This window comes from Cellulomonas soli (assembly GCF_013409305.1).
GTDB classification, from domain to species: Bacteria; Actinomycetota; Actinomycetes; order Actinomycetales; family Cellulomonadaceae; genus Cellulomonas; species Cellulomonas soli.
This window is the reverse complement of the sequence record NZ_JACBZJ010000001.1, coordinates 2,895,683-2,912,583: the sequence shown is the minus strand read 5'-3', so window position 1 is coordinate 2,912,583 and position 16,901 is coordinate 2,895,683. Positions and strand designations below refer to the sequence as shown.

The following is a 16,901-nucleotide window of genomic DNA, read 5'->3' as shown; positions in this document are numbered from 1 at the left end:
CGCCTCGTGCCACGTGGTTGGGTGGGCTCATGAGCCCGGCCGCCTTCCCCGTCCCCGTCGGTCCGGACACGTTGCGCGCGGTCGCGCAGGGTGTCTCGCACGATCCGCACGGGGTGCTCGGCCCGCACGTGGGGCCGGGCGGGGTCACCGTCCGGACGCTGCGCCCCCTGGCGGACGCCGTCGTCGTCGTCACTCCCGAGGGCCGCACACCGGCGCGCCACGAGCAGGACGGCATCTGGGTCGCTGCCTTCCCGGGAGAGCAGGTTCCGGACTACCGGCTCGAGGTCACCTACGGTGGCCGTCCCGCGCTCGTCGACGACCCGTACCGCTTCCTGCCGACCGTGCAGGAGCTGGACCGGCATCTCATCCACGAAGGTCGTCACGAGCAGCTGTGGACGGTCCTCGGCGCCAACGTGCACAGCTATCCGGGCGTGATGGGGCAGGTGCACGGCACGTCGTTCGCCGTCTGGGCGCCGAACGCCCGCGCGGTCCGTGTGGTCGGGGACTTCAACCACTGGCAGGGCGTCACGCATCCCCTGCGGTCGTTGGGCGAGAGCGGTGTCTGGGAGCTCTTCGTGCCCGGCGTCGTCGCCGGCGCCCGCTACAAGTTCGAGGTGCTCGGCGCCGACGGTTCGTGGCGGCAGAAGGCCGACCCGCTGGCCAAGGGCACAGAGGTGCCGCCGCAGACAGCCTCGGTCGTGGTCGAGTCGCGGCACGAGTGGTCCGACGCAGAGTGGTTGGCGCACCGCGCGGCGACGAACGTGCACCACGGGCCGATGAGCGTCTACGAGGTGCACCTGGGGTCCTGGCGCCAGGGCCTGTCCTACCGCGACCTGGCCGACCAGCTCACCGAGTACGTCCGCGAGCAGGGCTTCACGCACGTCGAGCTGCTCCCGGTCTCCGAGCACCCGTTCGGGGGCTCCTGGGGGTACCAGGTGTCGTCGTACTACGCCCCCACGTCCCGCTTCGGCCACCCGGACGACTTCCGTCATCTCGTCGACACGCTGCACCGGGCCGGCATCGGCGTGATCCTCGACTGGGTCCCGGCGCACTTCCCCAAGGACGAGTGGGCCCTGGCCCGCTTCGACGGCACACCGCTCTACGAGCACCCCGACCCGTTGCGCGGCGAGCAGCCCGACTGGGGCACGTACGTCTTCGACTTCGGTCGTCCCGAGGTCCGCAACTTCCTCGTCGCGAACGCCACGTACTGGCTCGAGGAGTTCCATGTCGACGGTCTGCGCGTCGACGCGGTCGCCTCGATGCTCTACCTGGACTACTCGCGCAAGGCCGGCCAGTGGCGACCCAACGTGCACGGCGGACGCGAGAACCTCGAGGCGATCGCCTTCCTCCAGGAGGCCAACGCCACGGCGTACCGGCGCAACCCCGGCATCGTGATGATCGCCGAGGAGTCGACGGCCTGGCCCGGTGTCACCGCACCCACCGACGCCGGCGGCCTGGGCTTCGGCCTGAAGTGGAACATGGGCTGGATGAACGACACCCTCCGCTACCTCGCGGAGGAACCTGTTCACCGCCGTTACCACCACGGCGAGATCACGTTCTCGATGGTCTACGCCTACTCCGAGCAGTTCGTGCTCCCCCTGAGCCACGACGAGGTCGTCCACGGCAAGGGTTCGCTCTACGGACGCATGCCCGGCGACCACTGGCAGAAGCTCGCCGGTGTGCGCAGCCTCCTCGCGTACGAGTGGACCCATCCGGGTAAGCAGCTGCTGTTCATGGGCGGTGAGATCGCGCAGCAGACCGAGTGGGCCGAGGGCTCCAGCCTGGACTGGCACGTGCTCGGCGACCCCGGCCACCGCGGGGTTCAGCAGATGGTCGCGGACCTCAACGCGCTCTACCGCGCGACGCCGGCGCTCTGGGAGCTCGACCACTCACCCGCCGGGTTCGAGTGGCTCACCTCGGACGACGCGGACCACAACGTCCTCGCCTACCTCCGCCGCGGCCACGACGGCGCGATGGCGGCGGTGGTCATCAACTTCGCCGGGGTGCCCCACGAGGGCTACCGCCTCGCGCTGCCCCAGGCCGGACCCTGGCGGGAGGCGCTCAACACCGACTCGGAGGCGTACGGCGGCTCAGGCGTCGGGAACCTCGGCCTGGTCCACGCCGAGGAACAGCCCCACCACGGACGTCCGGCCTCCGTCACCCTCCGTGTGCCGCCCCTCGGGGCACTCGTCCTGATCCCCGCCTGACGCGACCGGAAGCAGACCCCTGGCAACCGGGCGCGAGCGGTCAATGTCGGCACGCGATCACGACCCGCTCCTGCCCTACGTCGACCTGGTTGGCCCGCAGACGACTCACCGGGCCAGTTCCGGGTCCGTGGTCAGCGCGACGTTCAGCCACACCTCGTACGGAGTGTGACCGTCCAACCCGTCAGCCACCGCACGCCGAACTTCGTCCTCGTCCGCCACGTCCCTCGTGCCGTCCGCCACGACGAAGTCCACCTCGACATACAGCTTGCGTCCGAGCTTGGTGAGCCGAACCCGAGGCTCGCCGAGCCCATGTGCAGCCGTGACCCGATCGATGACCACCTGGACCGCCGCCTGAACCCCGGAAGACGGAGCCGCCTCGAGCAGCTCGTCCAACGACGCCCGGACCAGCCTCACCGGGTCTCTGACCAGGATCGCGCTGCACACCAGCACGAGCGCGGAATCCACATAGCGTGTCGCCACGCTCTCTCCCGTCGCGTCGAGCACCGCGACGACAAGGGCGCCACCGAGCACGAGCGCGCTGAACAGGGCACCCGCTCGCCACTGAACGGCCTCGGCCGCGAGCAGATCCGATGCCGGCCCGCGCCGCATGCGGTGCGCGAGAAGCGCAGCGGCACCCCCACTGACGACAGCGTAAGAGCCGAGCACCCACGGGTCCGCGGGCGCCCCACCGGCCAGAATCACCCGAACAGCCTCCACGCTCGCGTACGCCAAGGCACCCAGGAGGGCAACGCCCTGGACGCCCGTGACCAGCGGAACAACGGCCTCTCGCCCGAACGGGTACCGCGGGCTCGGACCCGATCCCGCGACACGTGCCGCGTACAGGGCCAGACCGGTCGTCGCCATCCCCAGCACCAGATACACGCCATCGAGCAGAATCACCTGGGAGCGCGCCAACAACCCCCAGACCACCGCCATCACGGCCAGCACCACACCGGCGCGGAGCGAGAGCCTCAGCGCACGCTCCTCGCGGGATCCGGGGTCCATCCTCGGACCCTAGCGACCTGGGCGCGAGCCCGCAGAAGTCGGCACTTCCCCCACCGGCTCCCCTTCCCGCGCGGGATGTTCGGGCGGTTCTGGGGAAACACGAAGAGCCACCCCTTTTCAGGGATGGCTCTTCGTGAATGGTGTCCGGCGGCGTCCTACTCTCCCACACCCTGGCGAGTGCAGTACCATCGGCGCTGAAGGGCTTAGCTTCCGGGTTCGGAATGGGACCGGGCGTTTCCCCTTCGCTATGACCGCCGTAACGTTGTCGAGTTATCAAACGGGTTCCCGTTCGTCTCTCGGGAACCGCACAGTGGACGCGTAGCAATGAATGAAGTGGTGAAGTTGTCGGCTTATTAGTACCGGTCAGCTGCGAAGGTCTTTCGTCCCTTCTTCCACATCCGGCCTATCTACCCAGTGGTCTAGCTGGGAGCCTCTCACCCCTCAAGGGGGCATGGAAACCTCATCTTGAAGCAGGCTTCCCGCTTAGATGCTTTCAGCGGTTATCCCTTCCGAACGTAGCTAACCAGCCGTGCTCCTGGCGGAACAACTGGCACACCAGAGGTTCGTCCGTCCCGGTCCTCTCGTACTAGGGACAGCCCTTCTCAAGTTTCCTGCGCGCGCAGCGGATAGGGACCGAACTGTCTCACGACGTTCTAAACCCAGCTCGCGTACCGCTTTAATGGGCGAACAGCCCAACCCTTGGGACCTACTCCAGCCCCAGGATGCGACGAGCCGACATCGAGGTGCCAAACCATGCCGTCGATATGGACTCTTGGGCAAGATCAGCCTGTTATCCCCGGGGTACCTTTTATCCGTTGAGCGACGGCGCTTCCACAAGCCACCGCCGGATCACTAGTTCCGACTTTCGTCCCTGCTCGACCTGTCAGTCTCACAGTCAAGCTCCCTTGTGCACTTGCACTCGCCACCTGATTGCCAACCAGGCTGAGGGAACCTTTGAGCGCCTCCGTTACATTTTAGGAGGCAACCGCCCCAGTTAAACTACCCACCAGGCACTGTCCCTGATCCGGATTACGGACCGAGGTTAGATGTCCAGAGCGACCAGAGTGGTATTTCAACGTTGACTCCACCGACACTGGCGTGCCGGCTTCACAGTCTCCCACCTATCCTACACAAGCCGCACCGAACACCAATACCAAGCTATAGTAAAGGTCCCGGGGTCTTTCCGTCCTGCTGCGCGTAACGAGCATCTTTACTCGTAGTGCAATTTCGCCGAGTTCGCGGTTGAGACAGCGGAGAAGTCGTTACGCCATTCGTGCAGGTCGGAACTTACCCGACAAGGAATTTCGCTACCTTAGGATGGTTATAGTTACCACCGCCGTTTACTGGGGCTTAAATTCTGAGCTTCGCCTTGCGGCTGACCCGTCCTCTTAACCTTCCAGCACCGGGCAGGCGTCAGTCCGTATACATCGTCTTGCGACTTCGCACGGACCTGTGTTTTTAGTAAACAGTCGCTTCTCCCTGGTCTCTGCGGCCCTTCACGCTTCCCCGGGCTAGCCGGTTCACGCTTCAGGCCCCCCTTCTCCCGAAGTTACGGGGGCATTTTGCCGAGTTCCTTAACCACGATTCTCTCGATCGCCTTGGTATTCTCTACCTGACCACCTGAGTCGGTTTGGGGTACGGGCGGCTAGAACCTCGCGTCGAGGCTTTTCTTGGCAGCATAGGATCACCCAATCATCCCGCATACACGGTCACCGTCGGTTCTCAGGCTTCACGAGAGGCGGATTTGCCTACCTCTCACCCTACGACCTTGGACGTGGACTACCATCGCCACGCTGGGCTACCTTCCTGCGTCACCCCTGTTAATACGCTTACCTACTACCGGTTCGGGTCCCGTGCTCCGGAGTGCGGTGTCCCCGAAGGGACGGTGCACACCATCGGACGGTTAGCATCACCGGGCTCGGTATGGGCGGTTCTTCGCCGGTACGGGAATATCAACCCGTTGTCCATCGACTACGCCTGTCGGCCTCGCCTTAGGTCCCGACTTACCCAGGGCGGATTAGCCTGGCCCTGGAACCCTTGGTCATTCGGCGGACGGGTTTCTCACCCGTCTTTCGCTACTCATGCCTGCATTCTCACTCGTGTGGCGTCCACCGCTGGGTTACCCCGCGACTTCACCCGCCACACGACGCTCCCCTACCCATCCACACGACTGAACCACGAAGGCTTGTCTAATATGTGAATGCCACAGCTTCGGCGGTGTGCTTGAGCCCCGCTACATTGTCGGCGCGGAATCACTTGACCAGTGAGCTATTACGCACTCTTTCAAGGGTGGCTGCTTCTAAGCCAACCTCCTGGTTGTCTGTGCAACTCCACATCCTTTCCCACTTAGCACACGCTTAGGGGCCTTAGCTGGTGGTCTGGGCTGTTTCCCTCTCGACTACGGAGCTTATCCCCCGCAGTCTCACTGCCACGCTCTCACTTACCGGCATTCGGAGTTTGGCTAACGTCAGTAACCTGGTGGGGCCCATCGGCTATCCAGTAGCTCTACCTCCGGCAAGAAACACGTGACGCTGCACCTAAATGCATTTCGGGGAGAACCAGCTATCACGGAGTTTGATTGGCCTTTCACCCCTAACCACAGGTCATCCCCCAGGTTTTCAACCCTGGTGGGTTCGGGCCTCCACGCGGTCTTACCCGCGCTTCACCCTGCCCATGGCTAGATCACTCCGCTTCGGGTCTAGAGCACGCGACTGAGACGCCCTATTCGGACTCGCTTTCGCTACGGCTTCCCCACACGGGTTAACCTTGCCACGTACCACTAACTCGCAGGCTCATTCTTCAAAAGGCACGCTGTCACCCCTGCTAGGGAGGCTCCAACGGATTGTAGGCACACGGTTTCAGGTACTATTTCACTCCCCTCCCGGGGTACTTTTCACCTTTCCCTCACGGTACTTGTCCGCTATCGGTCACCAGGTAGTATTTAGGCTTACACAGTGGTCTGTGCAGATTCACTCCGGGTTTCTCGGGCCCGGAGCTACTTGGGATCCCCTTCGGGAGGCCACGCCATTTCGTCTACGGGGGTACCACCCTCTGTGCCGGGCCTTTCAATGCCCTTCGACTATGACGCGACTTTCTGACTCCCTGCTGAATCGGCAGAATCAGCTGAAAGGTCCCACAACCCCGCGTACGCAACGCCTGCCGGCTTGAACACGTACACGGTTTGGCCTGATCCGCTTTCGCTCGCCACTACTCACGGAATATCTCTTCCTGCCGGTACTGAGATGTTTCACTTCCCGGCGTTCCCTCCACTCACCCTATATATTCAGGTGAGGGTCACACGACATGACTCGTGCGGGGTTTCCCCATTCGGACATCCTCGGATCACGGTTCGTTTGCCAACTCCCCGAGGCTTATCGCAGGCTACAACGTCCTTCTTCGGCTCCTGGTGCCAAGGCATCCACCCTGTGCCCTTATAAACTTGACCACAAAGATCATTCAAAAAGATGCTCGCGTCCACTGTGCAGTTCTCAAGCTACGACCGGCTCCCACCCTCCCCGGCGCCTACCTTCCACCCCACAGGGCACAAGACGGTTCATCCGGACCAGGCGGGCCCGCAGGCCCGAACACCAGAACACCACCCCTCAGGGCGACACCCGGCGCTCAGCCCCGAGACAACAACCACAAAGGCTGTTCCCTCAGGACCCAACAGCGTGCCAGGCCGACCCACCCACCAGCAGACATCCGTTCCCACCCGCACCGAAGCGCGACGTACTAGGAGCTGCCGACAGACAAGCCGGCCGTAGTCGATGTTCCACCCTTGAGCACCACCCCCAGCTCGTTCGGCCAGGGCGTGGGCCTGGACAACTCGCACCCCCCATGACAGGGACTACAGCTGCCAGATGCTCCTTAGAAAGGAGGTGATCCAGCCGCACCTTCCGGTACGGCTACCTTGTTACGACTTAGTCCCAATCGCCAGTCCCACCTTCGACGGCTCCCTCTCTTACGAGTTGGGCCACCGGCTTCGGGTGTTACCGACTTTCGTGACTTGACGGGCGGTGTGTACAAGGCCCGGGAACGTATTCACCGCAGCGTTGCTGATCTGCGATTACTAGCGACTCCGACTTCATGGGGTCGAGTTGCAGACCCCAATCCGAACTGAGACCGGCTTTTTGGGATTCGCTCCACCTTGCGGTATCGCAGCCCTTTGTACCGGCCATTGTAGCATGCGTGAAGCCCAAGACATAAGGGGCATGATGATTTGACGTCATCCCCACCTTCCTCCGAGTTGACCCCGGCAGTCTCCTATGAGTCCCCGGCATGACCCGCTGGCAACATAGGACGAGGGTTGCGCTCGTTGCGGGACTTAACCCAACATCTCACGACACGAGCTGACGACAACCATGCACCACCTGTACACCGACCTTGCGGGGAGCACATCTCTGCACTTTTCCGGTGTATGTCAAGCCTTGGTAAGGTTCTTCGCGTTGCATCGAATTAATCCGCATGCTCCGCCGCTTGTGCGGGCCCCCGTCAATTTCTTTGAGTTTTAGCCTTGCGGCCGTACTCCCCAGGCGGGGCACTTAATGCGTTTGCTGCGGCACGGAACTCGTGGAATGAGCCCCACACCTAGTGCCCAACGTTTACGGCATGGACTACCAGGGTATCTAATCCTGTTCGCTCCCCATGCTTTCGCTCCTCAGCGTCAGTTGCGGCCCAGTGACCTGCCTTCGCCATCGGTGTTCCTCCTGATATCTGCGCATTCCACCGCTACACCAGGAATTCCAGTCACCCCTACCGCACTCTAGTCTGCCCGTACCCACTGCAAGCCCAAGGTTGAGCCTTAGGTTTTCACAGCAGACGCGACAAACCGCCTACGAGCTCTTTACGCCCAATAATTCCGGACAACGCTTGCGCCCTACGTATTACCGCGGCTGCTGGCACGTAGTTAGCCGGCGCTTCTTCTGCAGGTACCGTCACTTGCGCTTCTTCCCTGCTGAAAGAGGTTTACAACCCGAAGGCCGTCATCCCTCACGCGGCGTCGCTGCATCAGGCTTGCGCCCATTGTGCAATATTCCCCACTGCTGCCTCCCGTAGGAGTCTGGGCCGTGTCTCAGTCCCAGTGTGGCCGGTCGCCCTCTCAGGCCGGCTACCCGTCGTCGCCTTGGTAGGCCATCACCCCACCAACAAGCTGATAGGCCGCGAGCCCATCCTTCACCGATAAATCTTTCCAGACGCAACAGATGCCTGTACGTCTCATATCCGGTATTAGACCTCGTTTCCAAGGCTTATCCCAGAGTGAAGGGCAGGTTACTCACGTGTTACTCACCCGTTCGCCACTGATCAGACCAAGCAAGCTTGATCATCACCGTTCGACTTGCATGTGTTAAGCACGCCGCCAGCGTTCGTCCTGAGCCAGAATCAAACTCTCCGTAAATGTCTACATGGCACCCCACCACCGAAGCGGTGAAGCAACCGACACACGAAACGGTCCGAAGACCAATCAGATTCGGCTTCAAAAAGACCCTCTCCCACGGAGGTAGGAAAGAGCCCAATCTCAACCAAGACTCACCACACCCTCACACCCCACCGAAACCGGCAAGACGATCAAGCACGATGAACCATCTTGGCATCGACTACTTGGCACACTGTTGAGTTCTCAAGGAACAGACGCGCATCCGCTGAGGCCTTGCGACCCGCCCGGAGGCAACCGTTCTAACTTAGCGGATCCGCATCCCCCCGTCAAGCCGCTCTGTTCGAGCGAATCTGTTCAGGGCGAGACCTGGTCCCGCAGACCGGACACGCTCGCGCATCGGGCGACTTGGTCGCCCTAGCTGAGGATCCGGGATGTCGTCCGGGGGACCAGCCAGCGGATCTCTCTCGCTGTCCGTTCCTCCCTGCCGGGCGACATCGAGAACATTACGCAGCCCTTGGCCGTTCCGGCAAATCCGCGCGAGGTGACCCCCGTCACGTGGTCTCCTCGGGTCGCTGCACCGCTGTGACCTGGGCGAGAAGGGGGCCGCGCCTCAGTACAGGGCCGCCGCCATCGCGCGTCGGGTCGACTGCACACGCGAGTCGTCGCCACCGACGACCTCGAAGAGATCCACGAGGCGGACCCGCACCCTCTCGCGGTCCGGCCCGGCGGTCGTCCGCAGTACGTCGAGGAGACGGGCGAACGCGTCGTCGACCTTTCCCCCGAGCACATCGAGGTCCGCCACGAGCAGCTGCGCCTCGATGTCGTCCGGGGAGGCCGCAGCAGCTGCGCGAGCCGATTGCAGATCTGCCGAGCGTGTGCGGTCCAGCAGCCCGACCTGCGCCAGGCCGGCACGCGCCATCGCATCGCGAGGGTTCTCCCGCAGCGCCTGCTCGTAGGCCTGTCGAGCAGCATCGAGGTCATCGCGCTCGATCGCGTCGTACGCAGCCTGGTGCAGTACGGGGAGCGGCGGCTCCACCTCCGCCTCCGGCTCCGCGACGCCGGAGGAGGGCGTCACGAGTCCGGTGATGCCGTTCGCCTCAGCCGCCACCAGCAGCTGGTCGAGCACGGCGCGGACCTGCTCGCGCGGGTACGCGCCTTGGAACAGCGGGACCGGCTGACCGGCGAGCACGGCGACCACGGTCGGGACCGACTGCGCCTGGAAGGCCGCCGCCACCTGCGGGTTGGCCTCGGCGTCGATGCGCGCGAGCTGCCAACGCCCGCCGTCCTCGTCCGCGAGCGATCCCAGCTCGGAGGCGAGCGACGTGCTCGCCTCGCTCCACGAGGCCCACAGGAGGACCACCACCGGATGCTGCGTCGAGCTCTGCACCAGTGCAGGGAACCCGGCCTCGTCGACGTCGATCACGAAGGCGCCGGGGACGGGCAGGCCGCCCGGGGTTCCCGGCTGCGGCGTGGCCGGCCGGGCGAGCGTGGACAGATCGACCGCGCCACGCACGTCGAGGCGCGGTCGCGGGCCCGTGGGCTGGGTCATGTGCTCTCTCCTGAAGGGACGTGCGGCGTCACTCGCCGGACACGGACACGCGGGCATGCTCGCCGGCGAGGACCTGCACCTGGGCCTCGGCACCCTCCGGCGGGACGTAGAACACCAGGACGTCCGCCCAGGTGTACGTGAGGTTCTTCGTGACGCTGGACTTGCCGCTCAGCGCCGCGTCCGTCGGGTCGAGCGTGAGGCTGCCCTGGGACACCGTCAGCGTCGTGACGGTCGTCAGCTGGCCCACGACGATCGCCCCGCCGTCGACCGTCGCCATCGCGACGACGGTGTCGAGCTGGGGCGTGTACGTCTCCGCGACGGTCCCGACCGACTCCACCGCCGAGGAGTACGTCTGCCGAGCCGTCTCGATCCCGGTGCGGAAGAAGTCCGCGGCGAACAGCGGGGCGGAGGCGGAGGCATCGCCCGAGGCCAGGACGTCCGCGTACTGGGTCAGGGCGTCGGCGGGCGTCAGCATCAGCCCGCCGGCGTCGGCAGCGAGCTCGGGGCTGCCCGAGGAGGGGTCGGCGGTCAACGGCATCTGCACGCCCTGGCCGAGCCGGGCCCAGCCCCACAGGTGGTACTGGTCGCGCGCCGACTCCTGCCTCATCACGAGGATCCGTGGAGCCTGCAGGTCGTCAGGCTGCTCGGTCACGACCAGCTGGGTGCGCGGCCACTGCGCCGTCTCCGGGACGATCAGAGCCTGATCGCCCGTCGGAAGGGCCGTCGGGGGCTTCGCCCCGGCTGTGGCGTTCGCCCGCACGTACTCGGCGGTCCGGATGGCCAGCGCCGGGCCTGCGACCCGCGTCGCCAACGCGGCGGGATCGAGCGCCGCGTCGCCCGCCGCGAGGACCGTCGCGAGGTCACCGAGCACACGTTGCGACTGCGCGACCGTCGTCGCCGCGGGCGGGACTGCGGGCACGGCCTCCGGCGCCGGCGCAGGCAGAGGCGCCCCGCACGCGGCCACGAGGGCGAGGAGCGCGGCCGTGCACGCTGCTCGTGCGCGGCCACGCGAGGAGCGGGTGCTCGCGATGCGGCTCATCGTCGGCCCTCCCCCGGGTTGTCCCGATCTGCTTCCTGCTCGTCGCCGCCCTCACCCTGCGGAAGGCCCCACGCCCGACGCCACGCATCGGCGCGGGATCCGCCCGCCGCCGTGTCGGCCTCGGCGGCTGAGGGACGCTGAGCGGCGGGCGGGCGACCGGATGGGTCGACCGGCGCAGCGTCCGGTCGCGTCCCCGAGGCGAGCCACGTGGGCCGACCAGCCGCTGCGTGCGGTGCGTCGGGACCGGCCGCCGGACCGCGTCCGACCGCCGCGCCGGGTGGCGGGAGCGTCGGAGACCAACCCCCCGGGCGGGTCGGCGCACCGGGCACGTGAGCACCGGGTACGGGAGCGGCGGGGCCAGGGGCACCGGGAACAGGTGCCGGGTGGGGTGAACCCATGCCCGTCTGAGGTGCAGCGTCGCGGCGTCGGGACGCTCCGTGCGGCGTCGGTCCGGCGACGGTGGGACCGTCCGCCTGCGGCGAGGTCGGGAACGCCTCACCCGGCGGGGTCGCTGCGCCGGCGGCCCCGGGACGGGCCGCCCAGGACGGGCGGCCGTGCGCAGATGCGGGACCCGCCGGGCTGGGCCCGGCCATCGGAGCCCGGCCAGGGGCGGCGGCCTGCGGCGAAGCGACGAACGACCCTCCCGCGCCCGGGACCTGCTGGCCCGGGGCGCCCTGCGGTGCTGCGGGGAACCCGGCCGTGGCGTCGCTCGACCGGTCACGGGGACGGCCGCCGACCTGCTGGGGCCACGCCTCCCCTGCGACCGGGGCGGGCGACTCGGGCCTTGCTCGACGAGACATCCGTGACCAGGCTGCACCCGGGACGCGGGACGGATCGACAGGGTCCTCCCCCGGCCGTGCCGCCGCATCGGGGCTGGTGGCGGACCGCGACGCACCTGGGGATGCGGGCCGCCCGAACGGCGGGGCACTCTCGGGCGAGGGCCCACGCGTCGAAGCCACGGGCGCGGCGGCGACGCGCTCGTCCGTCCGCACCTGTGCGGGTCGCACCGCCGACGCCGCAGGCGGCTCTCCGTGCATGGCCGCCTCGCGCATCTGACGACGCGTGAGCGGCTGACCGGCCGGGACCACCGGCGTGGACCCCGTCGTCACAGGGGTCCAGGCGGGTTCAGGGGCGTGGCGCCGTCGCACGTCGCGCAGGAGGACGAAGGCCGCCCCGAGCACCAGGAGCCCACCGAGCACGACGCAGGGCCACAGCCAGGGCGTCGTGACCGTGCGCGGCCAGGCGAGGGAGATCGACGGTGCGGCGCCGGACGTACTCGCGGCGATCAGGGACCACCGGCCCGGCTCGGCCGGCCACACCAGCTCGACCGTGCCCGTGCCCGACTCCTCGGTGACCCAGAGGTCCGAACCGGACGGATCGGCCACCGACGCCTCCGCGGGCGTCTCGGTGGACGCCTCGCCTTCGGTCGTCGCCGGCGACTCCACGGCTGCGGGGTCAGCGGCGGGGTCGGCAGCCGGATCGGCGGCGCCTTCCGTCGGGGCCGCAGAGGCCTCGGCCGTGACGGCCGCCACATCGTTCGTGGCCAGCTCGTGCCAGCCCGTCAGACCGCTGACCACCGTGTGCGCGTCGTCGCCGACCCAGGCCGTCACGTCGGTGTCACGACCCACGGCCACGACGAGCGGGCCGTCGTCGGGCACGGTGACCGTGACCGTGACCGGGTCTCCCCCGAGCTCGAGGACGCCGGGGTCGGTGATGACGAGAGGGGCGGTGCCCGTCGCGTCGGCGACGAGGACGTCGTCGGCCCGCCAGACGGTGGCCGACGCGACGCCGAGGCCGATGACGGCTACCCCGACGACGGCCACGGCGGCCGTGATCAGTCGCTTGAGCACGCAGGAACCTCCCGGACGAGAACGTCCAGCATAGGCAGCAGCCGGACCGCGGGGGGAACTCGACCACCGCCACGGCCACCCGCGCAGGCCCCTCACGTGCGACGACGCGCACCGCCGCCCGTCCTGTCGAGGTCGAGGCGGTGTCGGCGACGATCGACGCGATCGGCCTCCAGGAACCGACATCCGGCCGGGCTCCCGCGTATCCTGACCCGGGCACCGGCCGTCGACGAGACCCTCGTCCGAGGTCGCACCATGCCGTGCCCCCGCGCCCAGGAGGATCACCCGTGTCCGACGCCCGCACGCCCTTCCCCGTGGTCAACTTCCGCGGGTACGACCGAGACGCCGTCGACGCCCGCCTGCGCTCGCTCGAGCAGGCGTTGGCGGACGCGCGCGCCCAGGTCGAGACCCTCGACCAGAAGACCATGCAGGTCGCCGGCGAGCTGTCGGAGGCGCACCGCCACCTCCGCGAGGCCGAACGCCCCACCTACTCCGGCCTCGGGTCCAGGATCGAGCAGCTGCTGCGTTCCGCCGAGGAGCAGTCGTCCGACGTCGTGACCCAGGCCAACGCCCAGGCGGCCGACTCGCTCGCCCGGGCGAAGCTCTCGGCCGGCCAGCTGCGGGCGCGCGCCGAGAACGAGGTCGCCGAGCTGCTCGCCACCGCGCGTCGCGAGGCCGAGGAGGTCCGCACGACGGCCGTCGCCGAGGCCGAGAGCACGATGCTCGCCGCCCAGCGCCGCGCCGAGGAGCTCGTCGGCTCGGCCGAACGCGAGGCCGCACGGATCCAGAGCGCGATCACGACCGAGGAGGCCGAGCGCCGCACGTCGCTCGAGCGCGAGCTCGGCACGCTGCGCGCGACCGTGGAGCGCGAGGCCACCCAGCTGCGGATCGCCACCGAGCGCACCGCCAGCGAGCTGCGCCAGCGGACCGAGTCCGAGACCACGGCGCAACGCGAGGAGGCCGAGCGGTACGCGCAGGACCTTCGGCAGAGCGCCGACGCCGACACCACCGCCCTGCGCCAGCAGACGGAGGCGGAGGCAGCCGCCCTGCGCACCGAGACGGACCGCTACGTCGCCCAGCAGCGCTCGACGGTCGCCACCGAGGTGACGCAGACCCGCCAGGAGCTCGGCGAGGAGGTCACCTCGCTGCGGACCCAGGCGCAGGCTCACGCGGACACCGTGCGGGCCACGACCGAGCGCGAGGCCGCCCAGCTGCAGCAGCGGGTCGCCGCCGAGGTCGCCGCTCTGCGCACCGAGGCCGAGCAGTACGCGGCGTTCGTGCGGGCGTCCGCCGAGCGGGAGACCGGAGAGCAGCGCGCTGCCGCCACCGACGAGCTCGCCGTGGCCCGCGCCGAGGCCGAGCAGACCGTGACCGCGCTGCGCACCGAGGCCGAGCACTACGTCGCCGAGCTGCGGGCCACCGCCGAGCGCGAGACCACCGAGCTGCGCGAGCGCACCACGCACGAGGCGGGCACCCTCCGCGAGCGCACCGAGCGGGAGACCACCGAGCTGCGCGAGACCACCGAGCGCGAGTCCGCCGAGCTGCGGGCCACCGCCGAGCGCGAGACCACCGAGCTGCGCGAGCGCGCACGGCTCGAGGTCGAGCGTGCCGTCACCGAGTCCCACCGGGCCGCGAACGAGACGGTCGCCGCTGCCAAGGCCCACGCCGACGAGCTGGTCCGCCGTGCCGAGCAGAACCTGGCCGATGCCGAGCTGACGATCGCGGCGCGGCGGGAGGCCTCCGAGCGCGAGGACACCGACCGCCACGAGGTCGCGCGAGGCGAGACCGAACGTCTGGTCCGCGATGCCGAGGCCCACGCCGCGGAGGCCGAGGAGCGGGTGGCCAAGGCCCTCGCCCACGCGGAGAAGGTCCGCATCGACGCCGAGTCGCACGCCAAGGAGCTGCTGGCCAACGCGCGCCGCAACGCCGACCGGGTCGTCGCCGAGGCGCGTGAGCACGCCGAGAAGCAGATCTCGGACGCGATGATCGAGTCCGAGCGCGAGCGGACGACCGCGCAGCGCCAGGTCGAGGGCCTCAACCGTCAGCGCGAGTCGATCACGTCCTACCTCGACGAGCTGCGCAACCTGCTCGGCAACAACCCCGACCGCGCCGCGCTGGAGCGTGCCGGCCGGGCCGAGGCCGCGTTCGAGCAGTCGCGGGGCAAGGGGACCCCCGAGCCCGCGGCCGGCGAGGGCGATGCCGCCCCGGCAGCACGTCCGGCGGGCAAGCCCGCCCGCCCGGCCCCCCGAGGCAAGACGCGGCCGGCGCCCGTCTCGGCGGCGATCCCGGTGGTCGCCGCAGCGGACCAGACCGACTCTGCGGACACCGCCGAGGCGGCGGAGGCGGCAGCGCCGTCGACCGAGAGCGCCGACGGCACGGGCACCGACGGCGGTACGGACGACGCAAAGGCCGGTGAGCCCACCGCAGCAGGCACCGCCGGCACCGCTGGGGAGCCGGCCGATGCGGGTGCGGCGAACGGCGACCGGTCCGACGACCACGAGCCGGCCGAGGTCGCCGGCGACGACGCGGCCGCGACCCGCTGACCGCCGTCGGCTGCACGACGACCGACAGCCTGCCGCGGTGAGCAGCGAGGATGCAGCGGCCCGTTGGCGTGAGGAGCGCCGCGAGTCGGCGTTCGCGCACGCCGAGGCGCTCGCCCGACGTCAGCAGGCGGAGTCGGCGCAGGCACGAGTGCTCATCGCGGCGTTCGTCGCCCGAGCGAGCGCCGACGGTCCGCCTGCCGTTCCCCTGCGGGCCCGCAGCTACGACGGGAGGCACCGGTACCGGACCTCCCTCGAGGGCTGGTACCTGCGGCGCGACGAGTCCGTCGCGATCGACCGGGAGGGGCGGTTCTACGTGCTGAGCACCCCGACGAGCATGCGCGCCCTGCTGCGAGGGGTCGATCCCGTACCGCAGGACCCTCCTCTGGTGCTCGGTGCGGGCGGCAAGGACGGCGAGTCCCTCGATCTCGTCCAGGCCCTGGACCGCGTGCTCGCCGGCTGACGCGCACGCGGTGCTGGGCTGAGGCCGCCTGAGGCCGACCGAGGCCGAGGCGGGGCTGGCGGGTCGCGTGGCGCGAACCGGCCCGGACTACCGCTGGACGCGCGCGACCAGGTCCGCAAGCGCCTCGGCGACGTCCGCAGACTGCTCGACCGAGGACAGGTGACCCGCACCCGGCACCACGACGAGGCGCCCGTGCTGCGACGCCGCGACCATGTGCTCGGCCTCCTCGACGGGCGTCAGGGCGTCCTCGGCACCGACGACCACGACCGACGGGCCGTCGAACGTCGCCAGCACCGCGGTGCGGTCCGGCCGTGCGGCCATCGCCCGCTGCGCCCACGCGACACCGGTCGGCGGCTGCTCCTCGACCCACGAGGTGACGGTCGCGACGACCTCCGGACGTCCCAGCGGAGTCGAGGGCGCCAGGACGGCCGCGACGCCGCCGCGGACGGCGTCCACCGTGCCGGCACGCTCGACCTCGTCCGCGACGCGGAGCCGGTTCGCGTAGGCCGCCTGCGTGTCGGGCGTGGAGCGCGTGTCGACCAGCGCAAGACCCGCCACGAGCCGCGGGTGCCGCTCGAGCAGCGCGAGCGCGACGTAGCCACCCATCGAGAGCCCGGCGACGACGGCACGGTCGACCCCAGCGCCGCGCAGCAGGTCGGCCACGACGTCCGCGGACACCTCGAGCGAGGGATCCGGCAGACCGGTCGCGTGCCCGGGCGTGCCGGGCAGGTCGACCCCCAGCACCGGGTGGGTCCCCGGGAGTGCGGCCGCCACCTCGTCCCACATCCGGTGGTCGTAGGGGAAGCCGTGCAGGAGGACGAGCGGCGGCGCGTCCGTGCCCGCACGATAGGTGTGCAGTCCGGCGAGGGTGTCCATG

Annotated in this window: 8 protein-coding genes and 3 rRNA genes; 3 read left to right on the top strand and 8 right to left on the bottom strand. The window is 68.6% G+C overall.

Translation table 11 applies throughout. The features are described from left to right. Positions 1-29 precede the first annotated feature (29 nt). Positions 30-2,207 carry a 1,4-alpha-glucan branching protein GlgB gene (gene glgB / locus BKA22_RS13430; protein ID WP_146954730.1) on the top strand — a complete coding sequence of 726 codons (2,178 nt, stop codon included), beginning with the start codon at positions 30-32 and terminating at the stop codon, positions 2,205-2,207. Between the two features lie 105 nt (positions 2,208-2,312). Here the strand turns inward: glgB and BKA22_RS13425 are convergent, their stop codons facing one another. The 7 genes from BKA22_RS13425 to BKA22_RS13395 form a co-directional block, all read right to left on the bottom strand. After that, positions 2,313-3,212: a cation efflux transmembrane domain-containing protein gene (locus BKA22_RS13425; RefSeq protein WP_146954729.1), complete on the bottom strand. Its 900-nt coding sequence runs from the start codon at positions 3,210-3,212 to the stop codon at positions 2,313-2,315. Between the two features lie 142 nt (positions 3,213-3,354). After that, positions 3,355-3,471, bottom strand: a 5S ribosomal RNA gene (gene rrf / locus BKA22_RS13420). 74 nt (positions 3,472-3,545) lie between these two features. Next, positions 3,546-6,657, bottom strand: a 23S ribosomal RNA gene (locus BKA22_RS13415). Positions 6,658-7,083: 426 nt separating this feature from the next. Beyond that, positions 7,084-8,607, bottom strand: a 16S ribosomal RNA gene (locus tag BKA22_RS13410). The 16S, 23S and 5S rRNA genes sit together here, the layout of an rRNA operon. Positions 8,608-9,196: 589 nt before the next feature. After that, complete coding sequence (locus BKA22_RS13405) at positions 9,197-10,135, bottom strand: tetratricopeptide repeat protein (protein WP_146953724.1); 939 nt, start codon at positions 10,133-10,135, stop codon at positions 9,197-9,199. A gap of 28 nt (positions 10,136-10,163) precedes the next feature. Continuing rightward, the gene (locus BKA22_RS13400) at positions 10,164-11,174 is read right to left on the bottom strand and encodes a DUF8094 domain-containing protein (protein WP_146953725.1); all 1,011 of its coding nucleotides are present in this window, start codon (positions 11,172-11,174) and stop codon (positions 10,164-10,166) included. Then, a complete protein-coding gene (locus BKA22_RS13395; RefSeq protein WP_146953726.1) occupies positions 11,171-13,024 on the bottom strand; it encodes a hypothetical protein in 1,854 nt (617 codons plus the stop codon). Before BKA22_RS13395 ends, BKA22_RS13400 begins: the two co-directional genes overlap by 4 nt. A 284-nt stretch (positions 13,025-13,308) precedes the next feature. Between BKA22_RS13395 and BKA22_RS13390 the strand changes: the two genes are divergently transcribed. Both BKA22_RS13390 and BKA22_RS13385 read left to right on the top strand, forming a co-directional pair. Then, positions 13,309-15,564 carry a hypothetical protein gene (locus BKA22_RS13390; RefSeq protein ID WP_223203649.1) on the top strand — a complete coding sequence of 752 codons (2,256 nt, stop codon included), beginning with the start codon at positions 13,309-13,311 and terminating at the stop codon, positions 15,562-15,564. A gap of 37 nt (positions 15,565-15,601) precedes the next feature. After that, positions 15,602-16,024, top strand: a complete 423-nt coding sequence (locus BKA22_RS13385; protein ID WP_146953727.1) for a hypothetical protein — start codon at positions 15,602-15,604, stop codon at positions 16,022-16,024. Positions 16,025-16,111: 87 nt separating this feature from the next. On the opposite strand, the gene BKA22_RS13380 is transcribed toward BKA22_RS13385, so the two are convergent. Beyond that, on the bottom strand, positions 16,112-16,900 hold the full coding sequence (locus tag BKA22_RS13380; protein ID WP_146953728.1) for an alpha/beta fold hydrolase: 789 nt from the start codon (positions 16,898-16,900) through the stop codon (positions 16,112-16,114). Position 16,901: the final 1 nt, after the last annotated feature.